The sequence below is a fragment of the Longicatena sp. 210702-DFI.1.196 genome (genome assembly GCF_020563125.1).
Taxonomy (GTDB): domain Bacteria; phylum Bacillota_I; class Bacilli_A; order Erysipelotrichales; family Erysipelotrichaceae; genus Longicatena; species Longicatena caecimuris.
Genome location: NZ_JAJCPX010000001.1, coordinates 116,309 through 134,808 on the forward strand (window position 1 = coordinate 116,309; position 18,500 = coordinate 134,808).

General features: G+C 39.3%; 22 protein-coding genes. All 22 read left to right on the forward strand.

Translation table 11 applies throughout. The features are described from left to right. Window positions 1-23: 23 nt before the first annotated feature. The 22 genes from terS (at window position 24) to LI241_RS00705 (ending at window position 18,498) form a co-directional block, all read left to right on the forward strand. On the forward strand, window positions 24-752 hold the full coding sequence (terS, locus tag LI241_RS00600) for a phage terminase small subunit (RefSeq protein WP_227150873.1): 729 nt from the start codon (window positions 24-26) through the stop codon (window positions 750-752). Then, window positions 730-1,956, forward strand: coding sequence for a terminase large subunit domain-containing protein (locus LI241_RS00605; RefSeq protein WP_227150871.1), 1,227 nt, complete (start codon window positions 730-732; stop codon window positions 1,954-1,956). The genes terS and LI241_RS00605 overlap by 23 nt, the downstream gene beginning before the upstream one ends. A gap of 10 nt (window positions 1,957-1,966) precedes the next feature. Next, on the forward strand, window positions 1,967-3,520 hold the full coding sequence (locus LI241_RS00610) for a phage portal protein (RefSeq protein WP_227150869.1): 1,554 nt from the start codon (window positions 1,967-1,969) through the stop codon (window positions 3,518-3,520). After that, complete coding sequence (locus tag LI241_RS00615) at window positions 3,520-5,040, forward strand: phage minor capsid protein (protein ID WP_227150868.1); 1,521 nt, start codon at window positions 3,520-3,522, stop codon at window positions 5,038-5,040. Before LI241_RS00610 ends, LI241_RS00615 begins: the two co-directional genes overlap by 1 nt. A gap of 13 nt (window positions 5,041-5,053) precedes the next feature. Then, the gene (locus LI241_RS00620) at window positions 5,054-5,254 is read left to right on the forward strand and encodes a hypothetical protein (protein ID WP_167871391.1); all 201 of its coding nucleotides are present in this window, start codon (window positions 5,054-5,056) and stop codon (window positions 5,252-5,254) included. 300 nt (window positions 5,255-5,554) lie between these two features. Then, window positions 5,555-6,088 (forward strand): phage scaffolding protein, encoded by a 534-nt coding sequence (locus LI241_RS00625; protein WP_227150866.1) that lies wholly within the window; start codon window positions 5,555-5,557, stop codon window positions 6,086-6,088. Between the two features lie 12 nt (window positions 6,089-6,100). Next, the gene (locus tag LI241_RS00630; RefSeq protein WP_227150864.1) at window positions 6,101-7,060 is read left to right on the forward strand and encodes a major capsid protein; all 960 of its coding nucleotides are present in this window, start codon (window positions 6,101-6,103) and stop codon (window positions 7,058-7,060) included. 1 nt (window position 7,061) lies between these two features. Then, entirely contained in the window at window positions 7,062-7,280 is a 219-nt protein-coding gene (locus tag LI241_RS00635) for a hypothetical protein (protein WP_227150863.1), read from the forward strand. Between the two features lie 198 nt (window positions 7,281-7,478). Further along, on the forward strand, window positions 7,479-7,715 hold the full coding sequence (locus LI241_RS00640; RefSeq protein ID WP_227150861.1) for a hypothetical protein: 237 nt from the start codon (window positions 7,479-7,481) through the stop codon (window positions 7,713-7,715). A 50-nt stretch (window positions 7,716-7,765) separates the two neighbouring features. Further along, entirely contained in the window at window positions 7,766-8,113 is a 348-nt protein-coding gene (locus tag LI241_RS00645; protein WP_227150860.1) for a hypothetical protein, read from the forward strand. Continuing rightward, window positions 8,106-8,516, forward strand: coding sequence for a minor capsid protein (locus tag LI241_RS00650; protein WP_227150858.1), 411 nt, complete (start codon window positions 8,106-8,108; stop codon window positions 8,514-8,516). Before LI241_RS00645 ends, LI241_RS00650 begins: the two co-directional genes overlap by 8 nt. Continuing rightward, window positions 8,506-8,958, forward strand: a complete 453-nt coding sequence (locus LI241_RS00655) for a hypothetical protein (RefSeq protein ID WP_227150856.1) — start codon at window positions 8,506-8,508, stop codon at window positions 8,956-8,958. Before LI241_RS00650 ends, LI241_RS00655 begins: the two co-directional genes overlap by 11 nt. 4 nt (window positions 8,959-8,962) lie before the next feature. Next, window positions 8,963-9,484 carry a phage tail tube protein gene (locus tag LI241_RS00660; RefSeq protein ID WP_227150854.1) on the forward strand — a complete coding sequence of 174 codons (522 nt, stop codon included), beginning with the start codon at window positions 8,963-8,965 and terminating at the stop codon, window positions 9,482-9,484. A 12-nt stretch (window positions 9,485-9,496) separates the two neighbouring features. Then, window positions 9,497-9,838: a hypothetical protein gene (locus tag LI241_RS00665; RefSeq protein ID WP_227150852.1), complete on the forward strand. Its 342-nt coding sequence runs from the start codon at window positions 9,497-9,499 to the stop codon at window positions 9,836-9,838. Then, window positions 9,822-10,418, forward strand: coding sequence for a bacteriophage Gp15 family protein (locus LI241_RS00670; RefSeq protein WP_227150851.1), 597 nt, complete (start codon window positions 9,822-9,824; stop codon window positions 10,416-10,418). Before LI241_RS00665 ends, LI241_RS00670 begins: the two co-directional genes overlap by 17 nt. Beyond that, complete coding sequence (locus LI241_RS00675; RefSeq protein ID WP_227150849.1) at window positions 10,415-13,627, forward strand: phage tail tape measure protein; 3,213 nt, start codon at window positions 10,415-10,417, stop codon at window positions 13,625-13,627. The genes LI241_RS00670 and LI241_RS00675 overlap by 4 nt, the downstream gene beginning before the upstream one ends. After that, window positions 13,627-14,445 carry a hypothetical protein gene (locus LI241_RS00680; RefSeq protein ID WP_227150847.1) on the forward strand — a complete coding sequence of 273 codons (819 nt, stop codon included), beginning with the start codon at window positions 13,627-13,629 and terminating at the stop codon, window positions 14,443-14,445. Before LI241_RS00675 ends, LI241_RS00680 begins: the two co-directional genes overlap by 1 nt. Continuing rightward, a complete protein-coding gene (locus LI241_RS00685) occupies window positions 14,436-15,437 on the forward strand; it encodes a siphovirus ReqiPepy6 Gp37-like family protein (RefSeq protein ID WP_227150845.1) in 1,002 nt (333 codons plus the stop codon). Before LI241_RS00680 ends, LI241_RS00685 begins: the two co-directional genes overlap by 10 nt. Then, window positions 15,438-17,633, forward strand: a complete 2,196-nt coding sequence (locus tag LI241_RS00690; RefSeq protein WP_196028287.1) for a hypothetical protein — start codon at window positions 15,438-15,440, stop codon at window positions 17,631-17,633. A 9-nt stretch (window positions 17,634-17,642) separates the two neighbouring features. Further along, the gene (locus LI241_RS00695) at window positions 17,643-18,020 is read left to right on the forward strand and encodes a long-chain fatty acid--CoA ligase (protein ID WP_196028286.1); all 378 of its coding nucleotides are present in this window, start codon (window positions 17,643-17,645) and stop codon (window positions 18,018-18,020) included. Next, window positions 18,013-18,147, forward strand: coding sequence for an XkdX family protein (locus LI241_RS00700; RefSeq protein ID WP_196028284.1), 135 nt, complete (start codon window positions 18,013-18,015; stop codon window positions 18,145-18,147). Before LI241_RS00695 ends, LI241_RS00700 begins: the two co-directional genes overlap by 8 nt. Window positions 18,148-18,234: 87 nt before the next feature. Further along, complete coding sequence (locus LI241_RS00705) at window positions 18,235-18,498, forward strand: phage holin family protein (protein WP_196028282.1); 264 nt, start codon at window positions 18,235-18,237, stop codon at window positions 18,496-18,498. The last annotated feature ends 2 nt before the right edge of the window (window positions 18,499-18,500 follow it).

The following is an 18,500-nucleotide window of genomic DNA, read 5'->3' on the forward strand; positions in this document are numbered from 1 at the left end:
TACCCAGAAAGGAGTGTGATAAGATGCCGAAGAAACCGGATGAGAGGATAGAATCAGCCAAGCAGATGTATCTTGATGGTATGAAGTTGATAGACATAGCAAAGCAGCTGGATCTACCGGAAGGGACCGTTCGGCGTTGGAAGTCTACTCACAAATGGGATAGCGAGCGTTCGGATAAATCTGATGCGAACGTTCGGAAAAAAAGAAAACGCGGAGGACAGCCTGGCAATCACAATGCCACTGGTCCTCCAGGTAACCGCCATGCAGAAAAGCATGGTTTTTTTACGAAGTGGCTGCCAGAGGAAACGAAGGCGATATTAGATGAAATACATGAGGATGACCCATTGGATTTACTGTGGGACAATATCCAACTTCAGTATGCAGCGATCATACGTGGACAGAGACTAATGTATGTCAAAGACCAGAAAGATAAAACGGTAGAAAAAATCGAAGAAAAGGACGGCAACGTCTGCGGAGAAAAATGGGAAGTTCAACAGGCATGGGACAAACATGCGACCTTCATGTCGGCACAGTCCAGGGCAATCGGAACCTTGTTGAGGCTCGTAAAGGAGTATGACGAGCTGCTGCACAAGAACTGGGATACTGCCAGTGAGATTCAGAAAGCACAGCTGGAGCAAATCAGAGCGAAGACGGATAAGCTTACCATAGCAAAAGGAGAGGAAGACCAGCTTTCAAAGGTAGATAAGATTCTGGAGGAGATGCAAAAAGATGCTGAGCAAAAAGCAGGCTGAATTCATTCGCGAAGGGAATCATCGCTGGAACTTCAAGATAGGTGCCACTGGTACCGGTAAGACTTATCTTGACTTTACTTATTTGATACCGCAACGGCTAAGGGAGCGTCACGGTAAAGAAGGTTTGAATGCTCTGATAGGTGTTACACAGCAAACAGTCGAACGTAACGTGCTGGAGCCGATGCGTGAATACTGGGGATCTGACTTGGTAGGAGATATCCGGAAAGGAACCAATAAGGTCCATCTATTTGGTGAGGATGCTTATGTATTAGGAGCTGAGAAGATAAGCTCAGTCGCTAGACTGCGTGGATCCACATTGAAATATTGCTATGGCGATGAAACAGTTGACTGGAACAAAGAAGTCTTTCAGTTACTGAAATCACGGTTGAGAACTGGATACAGTCTGTTTGATGGCACTGGAAACCCACAGCATCCTAAGCACTGGCTAAAACTGTTCATCGACAGTGATGCAGATGTGTACTGTCAGCAGTATAAGCTGGATGACAATCCTTTCTTGCCTGGAGATGTCAGGGAAGAACTGAAAAAGGAGTATTTCGGTACTGTAGAGTTTAACCGGTATATCCTTGGAGAGTGGTGTAACGCTGAAGGACTGATATTCAAACCATACGCAGATAACCCAAAACTTTGGGAAGTAGAGATACTTCCTTTTTTTCAGATGGTAAATATCGGTCTGGATATCGGTGGTACGAAATCGCATTCTACGCTTGCGGCTACTGGGATAACACCGGGATACAGCTCTATCTGTACGTTCTTAGAAAAGAAGATCATTCATGCAAAAGGTACGATCGATACGGTAAGTATTTGCCGTGCATGTGTGGAAATGATACAGCTCTGCATCCTAGAGGGATATTATCCTGCCTATATCTTCGTTGATAATGCGGAACAGGTGATTCTGAACAGTATCCGAGGATATATACAGCGGGCTGGTTATACGACGGTTGTATGTGATTGCAAAAAGGTAGAAGGGAAAGACAGAATTCTTGTCTACAACCTGCTATTCGGTCAGAAGCGTATGTTATTCCGGAATGTCCCAACAGTCTCAGAAGCATTGGCTACGGTCCTTTACGATGAAAAAAAGGACGAGGATGCTATCCTGGATGATTTTACTACCGATGTTGACAGCTTCGATGCACATTTTTACAGTTGGAGCTTTTTTATGGATTACATTACCGCATTCAGATAGGAGGGATGCTATGAAGAACGTTTATGAGGTTCTAAAGGATCTAGGACATGAAATTCCGGAAGAATTACAACAGTATTATGGAAACATCGAATACTGGAAACAGTGGTGGCAGGGATATGTGCCAAAATTCCATCAGTATAAGGTGACCAACATTGAAAAAGAGTTAATGACAATGAAACGTAAATCCTTGAAGATGGCGAAAAAGGTATGCGAGGACTGGGCAAATCTCCTTTTAAATGATAAGACCACGGTGATCATTGACGAAACGGTAGATGTTGGCACAGATGGAAAAGATGACAGCAAAGATAACAAAATAAACGAATCTCAGAAATTTGTCACTGGTGATGAAATTGAACAAGTTGGGGGCGTTTTTGGATTGTCTAAGTTCTGGAAGAACGGCAACAAGACCGTAGAAAAAGAGTATGCTCTAGGAACAGCTGCGTTCATCCTAGTACCCCACAAAGCAAAAGTGTTGAAGGGAAAGCTGACAGCGGAAAGTGTAAAAATCAAGTGTATCAAAGAAGCCTGCTGTATCATTCCATTATCATGGGATGGTGATGATATTACTGAATGCGCATTCGCCAGCAGTAAACAAATATCAGGAAAGTCTTATATGTATCTGCAGATCATGCTGCAGTTGGAAGATGGCCATTACAAGGTTGAAAATCATTATTATCTGAAAAGCGGCGATTCATATTCGCCGGTCAACACTAATCCGAAAGGAGAAGCGCTATGGTACATCCTTCCAGCGAAGCCTTTCTTCATATTGACGCCAAACATCGAAAACAATATCCTTGAAACGATACCCATGGGGATATCGATATTTGCAAATGCGATAGACCAGCTTCAGGTATGTGATATCGCCTATGACAACATGTATACAGATTTTATTTTAGGTCGCAAGAAGGTATTCATGAGTCAGGATGTCATCAGTACAGAGGATATAACTGTAATGGGAAATGACGGTAAACCGAAGCTTGATAGCAATGGAAAGCCTGTTATTATCAAGAAGCCAATGGCTGGAGAAGCAATTGAACAGAGCATGTTTGTCAATGTCGGACAACAGATGCCAACAACAGATAGATTCTTCCAGGAATACAATCCATCACTGCGTGTGGAAGAGAATAAGAACGGTATCCAATTTGCACTGAATCTGCTCTCTTCAAAGGTAGGTTTTGGTCAGAATAAATATCAATTCAGTATACAAACGATGGCAACAGCAACCGAGGTCAAGGCAAGCAGTAAAGATCTGACAGAAAGTGTTTGGAAGCAGCGTGTGGTGATACAGGATATCTTGACAGAAATGACGCGTTCGATTCTTACTATTGGAAGGGATCTATGCGGGAAGCCAGTGAATCCGGATGCTAAGATCACTGTGAAATTTGACAATACGATGTTCAATGATGAAGAGGCAGAAAAGCTTATGGACATGCAGTTGGTGAGTGCTGGTATCATGTTGGAATGGGAATGGCGTGTAAAATGGCTGGGTGAAACTGAAGAACAGGCAAAAGAGATACTGAAATCGGCGAATAAAGAAAAAGGTATTACCTATGAGGATGACTGATGCTGGATCCGTATTATCTTGCACATTGTTCTGATGAGATAGAATACTTATTCACTGAGCTTGAAACAAGTATACTGGAAGACATTGCTAGACGAATATACGAAAATAAATATGAAATGACAAGTACCGCACGGTATCAGCTAAATCGTGCAAAAGCACTAGGAATGCATGATTCTGAAATTAAGAAGCAAATCACTGAGATATTGAAAATCAGTGAACAGCGAGTTTCAGAAATCATATCCAACGCTGCATATGAGGCGGTAGAGTCAGATAACCTGATTTTCAAAGAGGCATACGATAGAAAGCTTATCAATACATTCAGATATGACAAAGCAAGTCTAAGTAAGCTTATCCTTAAGGGTGTCAATGCTACAAATGGAGAAATTCGCAATATATGTAAGACCACAGCAAAGACGGCGAGAAAGCTGCTAATCTCATCACTCGATCAGACATATCTTGGAATACAGAGTGGAGCTTTCAGTCAACAGGAAGCTGTTGGTTTTGCTGTTGATAGGGTTGCTAAGACCGGATTGCAGTGGATCGATTATCAAAGTGGCACACATAGACGGCCTGACAGCGTGATACGTAATGTAATACGTTCAGGTGTCAATCAGACCGCTTGTAAGTGTCAGGAAAAAAACTTCGACGATATGGGAGGAAATCTTGTAATCACTACATCACATATGGGAGCACGGCCAAGCCATGCGGAGTGGCAAGGAAAAGTCTTCTGGTGGAAAAAGAAATACAAGAACTATCAGAATTTTGAACAGGCTACCGGATATGGTACCGGAGCAGGTCTTGGAGGATGGAACTGCCGACATAGCTTCTTTCCATACTTTGAAGGATTATCTAATATGCCATTTGAGCATTACAGCAATACTGAGAATGATGCCCGATATGAGCTTGATCAGGAACAGCGTTATAATGAGCGTAAGATTCGTGAATGGAAGCGCAGGCAGGCTGTAAATAAGGCTGGTGGTGTGGACAATACCAGAGAAGCAAGGAAAGTCAGGGAATGGCAGAAACGTCAGGCAGACTTCCTGAAAGCACATCCTGATATGAAGCGTAATTACGCTAATGAAAAGATTGAGAAGCGCACTATCACGATTAAAGAAACGACGGTAAGGAAAAACAATATGCTTCTGAAAGGATATGAAAAAGCGGTGAATAAAGGCGATATTTCTTCTTTCGTAACCTTCGATACATATAGAACAACAGCTGAAAATATCGAGAAAGAACTTATCGGATTAAAGGCAAAAGGTGGTATAATAGTATCAGGATATAAAATGCATTTCATCGATCGCATCATAGGTCAATATGAAAGTAGCAATGAGCCTGTAAAAGGTATGAGAAAAGGTGTTAGCATTCAGAGTGTCAAGAATGCGCTTAAGCAAGGAACGATGAAGACTAAGACAGACAAGAAAACAGGAAAGAAGAGTATAAACTATATCACTGATGAATGCATCGTATCCGTGAATCCGGTGACAAAAATATTGATTCAGACAACACCGAAAAAGTAGAGAGGAGATTCTTATGGTTTTAAATGATAAAGAAATTGATTTCATTAAGAAAAATATCACAGATGCTGAATCTCTGTTAAAATCTGCTGATCCGAATGATTTGATAGAGGCATTACACGATTTCACTGTTTTCACAATGGATGAGAATGATGATATCACAGATATTGGACGTCAAGCAGAACGTATTATCGATAAAATAGTATACAGTGATTAAGCACTCGTGATGGGTGCTTTTTCTAATACCTGAAAGAGGGTGAGATAATGTGTAAACATGCATATATCAAGAAACAGCGAATCTATTATGATAAAGGATGCAGGGTCATACGGGAATATGATACCTGCATTTTTTGTGGCCGTAAGACGGTAGAAAGGACCTCTTATATGAATGATCCACCAGGATGTAAACTGCCTTATTTTAGATCATATTTACAATAGCCCCAGCGCAAGGCGTAAAAAGGCGAGCGAGTCAGTGAGAGCAACTCACGTTAATAAAGCGTAGACGGAAAGGATATTTATGAAACGAGAAGATTTACAGAAAATTGAAGGAATCACTAAGGAACAGATCGACAGTATCATGAATCTGCATCAGATAGACGTCACTGATTGGAATAAAAAGATTCAGGATAAAGATATAGAAATCAAAACCAAGGATACAAAGATTACAGAGTTATCCGACACTGTCAAAAAATTCGATGGTGTGGATGTAGCAAAACTGCAGCAGGACGTAAAAGACTGGGAGAAGAAATACCAGCATGATCTTACATCCGCTAAAAAGGAAGCTGCTATCAAACTAGCGATTGCGGAGGCGAAGCCAAAGAGTGAAAAAGCATTGATGGCCTTTCTGGATACTGACATCGTTAAACTGAATGATGATGGTACAGTTACCGGTTTGAAAGAGCAACTGGATAACATCAAAAAAGACAACGGTTTTCTCTTTGAGGAAGATGATCCACAGAACGTGAACCTTGGAGGAAATCATAACAATAAACCAGAAACAAAAGAATCGACTTGGGAATCAGCCCTAGAAGATCACTATGGCAAAGAATAGGAGTGATGAATAATGCCATTAACATTAGCACAAGCAAAAGTCGGTATGGCCGACAAAGTAGACCAGATGGTCGTAGATGAGTTCCGCAGGGAATCATTTTTATTAGACAGATTGATTTTTGACAACTCAGTATCACCGGGGACAGGCGGTAGCACTATGACGTACTCTTATATGCAGTTACTTACCCCATCTACGGCACAGGGTCGTAAACTTAATGAGGAATACAAACCAGGAGAGGCGCTGAAAACAAAAAAATCCGCAGATATTAAAATCTTCGGTGGTAGTTTTCAGGTAGACCGTGTACTAGAGGACACCGCTGCAAAATCCGAGATTGCATTTCAGCTACAGCAGAAAACAAAGGCTGCTGCAAATAAATTTCATTATGATTTTATAAATGCAGATGCCACAACGCATGAAACAGATTTTGACGGCTTAGATAAGCTTGTTACAGGTTCATCTACCGAGGCAATTCCGGCAACAAGTATTGATTTATCAACTACAGCAAAGATTGCTGAAAACGCTAAAGATTTTGCATTTGCATTCGACAACTGGTTATCCACATTGGATGGTAAACCGGATATGTTGTTAATGAATCGACGTATGAAAACGATCATGGGTGCTGTTGCACGAGAGTTAAAATACTATACACAATCCGAAGATGCGTTTGGTCGTCAGGTTGATAATTATGACGGTATCCCTATGGTTGATATCGGAGAATACTACAACGGGACTAATACGGTGCCTTGTGTAGCAATTGATGAAACCACTAAGGAAACATCTATCTATGCGATTCAGATCAGCTTAGAGGGGGTTCATGGTATTTCTCCGAAAGGCGATAATATCATCAAGACCTATCTGCCGGATATGAAAGCACCTGGGGCTGTAAAAACAGGTGAAATTGAAATGCTTGCTGGTATTGTTTTGAAAAACACTAAGAAAGCTGGCGCATTTAGAAAGGTCAAGGTGATGTAAGATGGCGAAAGTTAGAGTCCCCAATAGTAAATTCACAGGAATATCGCACGGATTGAAATTTGCCGACGGTGTATCCGAGAATATAAAGGACCAGGAACTGGTAGGTAGATTAATTCGTAAGGGCTACGAGCTTGTAGAAAGTCAGAAAGAACAGCAAAAAGAGCAAAAAGAGCAAAAAGATCAAAAAGATCAAAAAGATCAAAAAGATCAAAAAGAGTAGCAACTAACAAAGGAGGTGACAGGGAGTACAAACTCCCTTTTATTTATGGTTACATATGATTACTACAGCAATACGTACCAAGGGTCATTAGATGTAGCAGAATTCATGGAACTGGAACCAGGAGTTTGTAGGCTAATTGAATCATACATCATCAGCAATATCCCGTACTGGAAAGTACAGTCACTCAATCAGTATGATATGGATTTGAACGATATCATATGCATACAGACTGATTTCATTGCTGAGAACGGCGGGAAAGCTGCTCTGAACGGTAATTCTGATTTTAATATAACAACAGTATCAACGAAAGGATTCAATTATCAGATGAAAGGGAAACAGGTGCCTATGTTCAACAATGTTCCGTTATCGCCGGTGATGGTCACAGAATTGCGTAATGCTCTGCGGCAGGCAGGCCTGTTGTCGATGTCCCTATGATCCGTTCACCTAGATTTATCCGGCCGCACAGGATACTTATCAGAAATAAGGTGGCAGAGCTGGATGGCGTGGCAAAGTATCAGACCACAACTGTGAATCATGTTTGCGTAGATGCGTCATACGGAATGAAGCAATTACAGAAGGGTATCCAGCCTACTGGGGACTTACTGGTCATAGTCGATATGAATGACTTAGTGGCTTTTGAAGGTGCAAAAAAACGTATTTATAAAGAGCCTCGGGAATTTGAAAAACTGGAGAATACAGAAAGTCATTTCACTTTGCGTCCGGATGTGGACCTTATCGTATATAAAGGCCATGAGTATACCGTAAATAGTATCGTGGAGGTCAACCCAGTAAACAATGAGCCTGATTTTCTGGAGATCATCGCAAATGCGTAGGTTTGAATTCAATGAAGCTAAAGTAAAAGCAAGACTGAACCGCCAAACAAAAAGAGCCAAACGTCTTCTAAAAAGCGAAATCATCAAGGATACAGAGAAATTCGTACCGATGCAAGAAGGATATCTTAAAAATTCCATCATGCATAGTCTCCAGAGCGATGATGATTTTATCATCTACAACACACCATACTCAAGGTTTTTGTACTATGGGTATATGATGATCGGGAAGATAACACATCGTCCCTGGGCAAGGCGTGGAGAAACGAAAATCAAAACAGATAAAAAACTGGATTTTGGAAAGGTCCATCCGATGGCCTGTTCCCACTGGTTTGAGCGTTCAAAGGCTCTGTACAAAGATAACTGGTTGAAAATAGCAAAGAAGGTGTATAGGAATGGACGATAGAAATAACGTAACCTCGCAGGAGAATTCGCAGGTCATAGAAAGTATGTATGAATATCTGCAGGAACTTAATATTGGTGTACCGATATCAATTGAGTACCTCGCGGACAAAACTCCGGCAATGGCAGTAAAGCAGGTATCCACTGCTTACAAGACAAAGACGAATATTATTGGAGGCTATGAAGCAGAATTGCCATTTGCCATCTATCACAGAGCAAAGGTCAATGATCTCAACAGTATATTGGCGATCACGAAGCCATTGAACATCATGGCAGATATCTTCGATATGGAAACAGAAAATCATTTTCCGAATCTCACCTTGCCCGGCTATGTGCCGGTGAAGATAGAAATGGTATCAACCCCTGCAGATGATACAGGGAAACAAAACAATATAGCTACTTTTATGGCTATGTATAAACTGACATATAAAAAGAAAGTGAGGTAATAAAATGTCAATTGCAGCACGTTGTGAATTACTATCATATTTAAACATTGGAGATACAGAAACACCTAAATGGGCATTAATTGGTGAAGGTTTTTCAGATCTTACCGAGAATCTGAATCCAAAAACCAAAGATAGCCACTACATCCATCAAAAATCAGGAACTAATAGCATTACAGCATATTCACCAACTTTTGATTTCACGGCTGATCTAGACAAAGAAGATGCAGTAACTACCTTTATATCAAATATTGGACGTGAACGTAAAGTAGGGGCTGACTGTGAAACAGAAATCGTCAATTGCTATATGTGGTTAAAAGGAAGTGCTGAAGGAACTTGTGTTGCTTATAAACAAAAAGTAGCAATCAAGGTCGATAATAGCGGCTCTGGAGCCGGTGGCGACTCGATGACTTTAACAGGTTCGTTGCTTTATAAAGGTGATCCTGTTAAAGGTGCTTTCGATACAAAGAATTTAAAATTCACGGAAGCATCAGATTCATCGAATCCAATGCCAACAAGCTCTAAATAAGGAGGAAACAATATGAAGGACTTTACATTTGAAGATAAAAAAATAAAAAAAAGACAGATCAGCATCCGAGGTAAGAAATACTATATCAGATATGATGTCAAGACCATGAAAGCAATCGAAAGATACACTTTATCTATGACACCCGTTATCAAAAAAATGGAGTTAAAGAATGTTAAAGACACGATTGGCGTAAATATTGATGTCTCAAGAATAACAAAACGATTTTTAGATGATACCTTAGGAAAACATGCATATGATAACATCTTCTTTGACCGCCCTATGGACATCGAAGATCATTGTAAAGTAGTTCAATTTATTTTTGAGGAAATCGCTAAAAATGAACATACTGCTTGATCGTACACCTAAAAGTGTCTTATTGGCAGGTCATGAAGTAAAGATATCATCAGATTTTCGTGTTGGTATAAGATTTGAATTACTAATGGAATCTGATAAATCTGATATAGAAAAGGTTAATAAGGCACTAGAACTTTATTATGGTTATGTTCCAGATGCAGTATCAGAAGCTATAGATCAGATGCTTTGGTTCTTCAGATGCGGAGAAACTTCTAATGAAACTAAAAAAGGAAAGCAGTCGATGAAACGTTTGTATTCTTATGAATACGATCAATATCTCATCTACACTGCTTTTCTTTATTATTATGGAATTGATCTCAGCAATATTAAATATTTGCATTGGTGGAAATTTAAAAAAATGTTCGTTGAATTGCCAGAAGAATCCCAAATGAAAAAGGCAATGCTCTTTAGGACGATTAGAATATCCAGTGATATGTCAATTGAACAGCGTAAATATTATGCGGAAATGAAGCGTATCTATGCATTGCCAGAAGTGATAAACGTTACGCACAAGGCTAATGCGTTCGCGAATATATTGGCCAATGGTATGAAACTACCCGAAAGAGAGGTGGAATCGTGAACAGTGATGGCAGTATCGTAATTGATACAAAAATAGATCAGTCAGGACTTAATAAGGGGATAACAGCCATGAAAAATACGGTCGCAGCAGGTTCTGCGGCCGTTGTTGCTTTAGTAGCGGCTATGAGTACAGCTGTTATTTCATTAGGATCAGAATTTGAGCAAGCAAATGCAAAAGCTAGCACATTATTTGGCGATGCACAAGTTGATATGGCGCAATATCAAGGAAAGATGCTGGAGCTGTCAAATAAGACCGGATTGGCTGCGTCTGAACTTGGTAATACGATGTATGATGCCTTATCTGCCGGTATTCCAGCCAGTGATGATATGTCAGAATCTTTAGGATTTCTCGAAAAAAATTCCAAGTTAGCAAAAGCTGGATTTACTGATATCAACACCGCTACAACTGCAACGGCCAAGGTATTAAATGCCTATAAGATGGATGTTTCGGAAACCGATAGAATACATAAAGTATTGATGCAGACACAGAATAAAGGTATTACTACCGTTAATGAGTTAGGGTCTGTATTGAGTCAGGTAACCCCTACGGCATCAGCTATGGGTGTATCTTTTGAACAAGTGGGTGCAGCGTTAGCTGGTATGACCGCACAAGGTACTCCGACCGCACAGGCAACCACACAACTTAATCAATTGATTGCAGAATTAGGAAAGAACGGAACCCAAGCCAACAAGGCCATGATGAAAATGTACGAAGAGATGGGATATGGCAAAAAATCCTTCAAAGAGCTGATGAATGAAGGTGTCACGCTCGTTGATATTATCGTGGACATGGAAGGCTATGCAGCTGATAATAAAAAATCTTTAATCGATATGTTTGGATCGTTAGAAGCAGGTAAGGCAGCCCTTTCTATGGCAGGGGATAATGCTCAGACATTTGTTAATAATCTCGAAGCAATGGAAACACAAACCGATGTTGTAGGCGAGGCTTATGATAAGGTAACGGACACATTTAAAGAAAAATCTAAAATGGTTATCAACAGCTTAGAAAATGTCGGCATACAGGCATATAGCAAGTTTGAAGAGCCCTTAAAAGGGGCGATGGATTCCGCACAAGAAAGCATAAACGAGCTATCAAGAGATATGGAAAACGGCAAGCTAGGAGAAAGTGTTGATAAGATAGCAGAAGGTTTTGGAGTATTGATAACTAAAACGATTGAATTGGCCGCAGATGCTTTACCGCCACTTATTAATGGATTTGCATTCGTTGTTGATAGTGGAACAGAGCTTGCTACAGTTTTAGCGACGGTTGGCGGCGGAATGGCTGCTTTAAAAGCATATAATATTGCCAAGGCGACGGTAATGCCGTTAAAACAATCGTTTGATGAAGCTGTATTGTCTTTAAAACTATTTCAAGGTGCTAACGCCGGAACTACATTATCACAAGCTGCACTGAACCATACATTGACTATGGGAGAAGTCGCAGTCGGTGTATTGACTGGAAAAATCAATCTTTCTACAGCAGCCCATGCTGCGTGGAATGCTGTTAAGGCTGCTGATCCTACGTTGATGATAGTGGCCGCGGTCGGGGCATTAACAGCAGGAATTGTCGCACTTACATTAACGATGGGCGATGCAGATGAAGAAACGAAACAGCTGCAAGCTACACTTGATGAAACCAATGACAAATGGAAAGATTTGAAAGAGACGCAAGAAGAAAATCTGAAGAATGATCTAAGTCAGATAGAAAACACACAGAAATTGCGCAACGAATTAAGTTACCTTGTTGATGAAAACGGAAAAGTTAAAAAAGGTTATGAAGCAAGAGCTAATTTTATTTTAGGCGAGCTTAATGAAGCGTTAGGAACTGAATATACCATGACAGATGGCATCATAGGTAAATACAATGAACTTAATGGAAATATAGATGAATTAATACAGAAAAAACGTGTTAAAGCAATATTGGATGCACAAGAACCACTATACCAGGAAGCTATCAATAAACAGATGCAAGAAGCAAATCAAATCGCAGAACTAAATAACAGTATATTGGATAAGCAAGCCGAAAAGCAAAAAATTGAAAACGAATTGGTCAAAGAATACGGTACTAATTGGCAAAAAGGCGCATCCGAAGCTAAGGACGCAAGAGCAACCACTTACTGGATCATGGAAGATGATATAAATAAAAAACAAAAGCTACTTAACGGATATGAAAAAAGCTATAACGAGCACACAAACACTATTGTAAATTATGAGAACAATATGACTTTAGCAAGCAGTAAAAATGCAAAAGATTGGGCTAAGATACAGACAGAAATCAAAGAATCTGCTGGTGAAACATATCAAGAAAAAAAGAAATTACTCGAGAAAGAAGAAGCCGGTGCAAAGTATCATTACGAATCTTTATTAAAAAAGCAAAAAAATGGAGATAAAAAAGTAACAGAAGCACAGATAAAGGCAGCAAAAGAGCGAGTTGAAGAAAAAGAAAAAGAAATAAAGGAACTAACTGAAGTGGTCGATACAAGAAGTCCTGAATACAGCTCAGCTATAAAAAACATGTCATTGAAAGCTATGGAAATGTTTAGTGATGATACAGAAGAATATTTTGGAGTAAGTCAAGAAAAATACAATAATGTAGTGAAGGGGTTAAGATCAAAAGACCCTGATATTCGCAAAAAAGCTGAAAAAACAGCAGAAGAGATGTTGTTAAAACTAAAATCTAAGGATGATCAATATTCTAAAGTTGGTGCGAATGTCATTAATGGTGTGATAAATGGAATAGATGATACATCAAGTTCGCTTTTTTCCAAAATGTCTTCATTAGGTACTTCTATGTTGGACGCTTTTAAAATAGCTTTACATATCAAATCCCCATCAAAAAAATTTGCTAAAGAGGCAAGGTTCATACCAAGTGGTGTAGCTCTTGGAGTTAAACAAAATGCAAAAGTTGCGGAGAAATCCGTTGAAGAGCTTTCAAACAAGATGTTAAAGTCGTTTTCATCTTTTGATATTTCTGAAATGGTACAAAAAATGAAAGCTTCAGTAAACGCTGAACAATTGAGAATGTCTTCAAGTATTTCATCCAGTGTTCAATACGAAATAAAGCAAGCATCTAATGAACCTTCAATGGATCATCAGCAATCTGTTATCGATTACGATAAACTAAGAGATATATTTGTTGAGGCTGTATCGGGAATCAGCGTGAAATATGATAACAGAACGTTTGGAAGAATCGTAAAAGAGGTGATCTGATGAAAGTACAATACATTAATCACAAGGGCAAAGTCATAGATTTTATATCCGGTCCTTATCAGATTACTAATTTTGATGATATTTTTACTGTTGAGCATCAGTACGACAAGACGTTGCGGACCTTTGGTAATAAAGATCCTATTAGTAAAAAACTTAACGTTGAGATAGATTCTTTTGGCTGGAAAGAGGCAATGAATGATCTAAGTGATATCTCATCAGATGATATCATATCGAATTCAAACGGAAGGATGTATATCGACGATTATTATTTAGAATGCGTTATCAACGGTATCGAGCAGACAGGATGCAATTATATGCTTGGATATGCTGTATGTGTGTTGACATTGACATGCCAGGATCCAGCTTGGAAAAAAGAATCGAATTACACTTTTTATTCGACGAACGTCCCGTCGATAAATGGTAATATCAAAAGATATCCTTATCGTTATCCGTATCATTATCGCGCAACTGTTGGATCGAAAAGCCTATATAATCAGCTTGATGTTCCAGCACATTTTAAACTAACTATTTATGGTCCTGTGATAAATCCATCGCTTATGATAGGCGAAAATTTATATCAGGTTTTTATCGATCTTGAAAAAAATGATAAGCTAGTAATTGATTACAGTAGCGATATAAAAAAGACTATTACTAAAATTACAGGCAGCGGTATGAAAATTAATGCATTCGATAATCGCAACAAAGAGGCGAGAATCTTCACCAAGATAGAAGCCGGAAAGCAACTTGTAAGCTGGTCCGGACTTTTTAGTTTTGATATCACCTTATACGAAGAAAGGAGCCTGCCAAGATGGACCTAATATACACAGAGCCTTATGATCCTATCATGTCAATAAAAGAACTCGGTTACATACGTAATTGTAGTATTGATGTTGATCTAGGGACAGTTGCGAGCGGAGCAGACAATGAATTTGAAATAAAGCTCGGACTATATGAAAACAACATTAAAAAAGGTGCACTGATTTATGATGAATCAGGGTCCGAAATAGGTGGTATCGTCTATGGGGTGAAGGTAGATACATCTAATCAGACCTTAACGCTTAAATGCAAAACGTGGCGAGGAATGCTAAAGGATCATATTGTTAAACCGCCTAAAAACGAAGATTATTTTGTCTTTGATGGTGATGCCAACGAAGTGTTGGAGATGATGATAAATAATAGTTATGATGACTTTATTAAAGCAGCAAAAAGCGCATCAAATATCCATATCACAGGGCGAATTAGATATAAGGATATTCTAACCACTTTGGATGATGTGTTATCAGATGCGGGAGGGAGGATAAAAATTACATTCGATGGTGAGAGAGCTATTTGCGAAGTGGTTCCTGCGATAGATGTTTCGGATAAGATCTGTCTTGACAATGATTATGGAATACCAATCAATGCAGAAGATAGTTATGGATACAATCATATCATTGCGCTAGGCAAAGGAGAATTAAAAGAACGTCAATTGTGTGAACTTTGGGTGAAAGAAGATGGCTCTATTACAGATAATGCGAATGATAATATACCTTGTGGACTAAAACTCAGAACATATATCTATGATTATTCATCAGTCGAGTCATTGGAAGAGCTAAGAAAAGCAGCTAACAAAAAACTTCGTGAAATAGGTGCGATCAAAAACCTTGAGATATCTCAAATTGAATTGAATTTAGAAATTGGTGATATCGTCGGAGCTGCAGAAAGGGTAACGGGAATTAATATGAAAAAGCAGGTAACGAGAAAGATCATTAAAGGAGATATCAAAAATGGTGTCTCATTTTTGACGACTGAATTAAAGGTAGGTGATTAGATGAGCTTAAGGCAAATAACCGTTGATAGGGTAAATGACCCGGTCGATATCTATGCAAACGATGATAGCCGTATTTACGCATCATTGTTAGGTGCTGAGGGAATACACCATATTGGCTCTTGCATGGCTGCCGAGGCGGTAGGCAGTAATCAATTACGTATTAATGATGGTGTTGCGAGTGTACAAGGACATATCGCAATCATAGATCCGGGTGATAGCGAAATCGTCACTATGGATGCAGGTGTGTCCGGATATAAGCGTAATGATCTTATCGTATTAGATTTTTTACGTGATGGGAATGATGAAACCATTACATTAAAAGCAGTGAAAGGTCCGCAAGGATCAGTAGGAAAAGATCCTACGATTGTACAGCAGGACCTTACAAAAGGAGGTACGCATCGACAAGTCGCCTTATGGCGTGTCTATTTTGATGGCTCTTTGATAAGTAAGGTTGAAAGGTATGACAATATCATATCTAATATAGCCGATTGCGTAAGGACAAATGGATATTCGGAAGATTTATCAACAGGCACAGACTTGTCAGTTTTCATGAATACAGCCAAGGATTTTGTTTGCTATCGTAAGCAAGCTAACACTAGTATAACTAATGGGATACCAGATAGCGATGCCTCAATATGTTTTTACATTAAAGTGCGAGCCGTTGTATTAGCAATCCGTAATAGTGATAAGAGTACATGGTTTGCAGGATATGCAGATGGAAGTTTGGGTGTTTTTAAGACATATGTTTCTCCGGAACAAATTACATCATCCGCTACAGTTACAGAGCAAGGCAAATATATTGCGGATGCCTATGCAATCAAGGTACTTACAGATGGACTAAAAAAATATAGCGAAGATATGGTGACAAAAAAGTTTTCTGGTAGCAAAGACTTTGCGGCATTAACAAATATTGAACAATGGGCGCGTACCACCGAACATTACACTTTTTATCGCAAGCCCAACAATATTAAGGTAACAAACGGCATACCCAATAGTGATGATGCTACTTGCTTTTATGTACGGATGGGGTCGTATGTGCTATGCAATAGAGCCAGCGATAACTCGTTTTGGTTCGCCGGTTTTTTCAACGATGCATTAACGGGATGGGTTGAATTAACATCAGGAACGGTTAAAAAAGAATTGTTAGAATCTTGTGTCAAATATGAAAGCAATCAGGGACAGGAACTTACTGCCGGAACAAACTTGTCTACATATTTGCAGACAGCCAAGAACTATACTGTCTACCATAAGGCTAAAGAAATAAATATTAATGGTGACTTACCAAATAGTACAGGAAACAATTGCTACTTTATTAAATTTGGTATCTTTGTGCTTGGATATAGCACAAACGGACATACCTATGTCGCACAAGCATTAAATAACACATTGACGCCGTGGGCTGAATTACCGGATGGCAATAATGAGATGTCACAGATTGCACTTGATAAGAGCGGAGACGGACAGCTATATATGCTTAAGGTATTACGCAATGGGTCACAGGTGATGGTCGTAATGACGGAGCCAGATGGTGGTATAAGATTTGCGATGTTTAACGGTACGCAATATGTATCATCTCCATTGATACTACACAGAGATGGAACGGTAGAAATCGGAGGGACACTAAAGCCAAACAAACTAGAAACAAATAATGGCGATATCAAAAATGCCAATGTTGACGTTTTAACTACTAGATCTGCTTTATTTAAAGGTACCGGTGACGGTCAAGTAGCTTTACAAAACTTGTATCGCAATGACAAGATCCAAATGATTGTATTTAGCGAAGCAGATGGTAGTATACGTTTCGCTATGTATGATGGCACAAATTACGTATCCACGCCCATTAGGATGTATCGTGATGGACATGTCGATATCGGCAACATCAATACAGATAAAGGATCCATTGATGCATTGACAGTCAAGACGATTAACGGCAACAATCCTAACACTTACTTTGCTAAGGCTAGTCAAATTGATAGTTTCAGCAAAGTTAAATACACAAAAATTACTACAAATCCTGCTAATAAAAACTACATCGGATTAAGCAGGGCAGCAAATACCTTTTTTGTGCCTTTGTTTGTTAGTGGTGCTAACGATACCATAGAAAAAGTACAAACAACCGACACCGTTGTGAGGGTGTTTTTAGGAGCTACTGTTAATGCCAACGTGACACTGCATTATCTCATAGTATACTTATAGGAGGATAAAATGAAATATTACATTTTAAAGCATAAAAGTGATCTGATTGATGGCGAATTTCTGAACGGTATAGTTGACGAGAAGCCAATCTTAACCATAAACGGTAAAGAAGTGCTTGATCCTAATTACATAGAAGTTGAGATGGAAGAAAATGACGATCGCTACATCAATCAGATCCTATATAAAGCAAAAGATGGCAAGGTCATGAAGATGACAGAGGAGGAACTTTCGGCTGTTTATCCAAACTTGTACAGTGAACCACAGCCATTAGAGCTTGAATTGTTAGGGCAAATGGCGACTGACGCAGAGTTGGAACGTATGGAACTTGGACAACGTATGACAGACATTGAGCAAATGGTGTTGGAAGGAGGTGTGTATAATGTTTGATCGCATTAAAGCTAACTATTTGCGTAATTGGGTAACGGATGCGCAATTGGATCGTTATGTTACCTTAGGAGCAATCACTGAAAAACAAGCTGCTGAAATTCGCAAAGCGCGTAACAATAAAGATTAAATGTATTAGATGGGAAAAATCTCGTTTCTAAGGGTGTACGTCAACACTCTTTTTAATTTACCCGCTAAGCGGATGAGGAGAATGTATATGAAATTTGAAGATCTTACACAGTATTTTGTATTGGTAGTAATGGTGGCATGCCTAGTTATAGGTTATATCTTAAAAACAAGCTTTGACAAGGTACCGAATAAGTACATACCTACCATCTTAGCAGTAGTAGGTGCTGTGTTAAATGCAGCAGTATCGGGTGTGTCCATTGAGTCCGTCGTCTATGGGGCTCTCATGGGGTTGGCATCTACTGGCATGCATCAAGCTTTTACACGATTCATTGAAAATAAAAACAAGGAGTAATT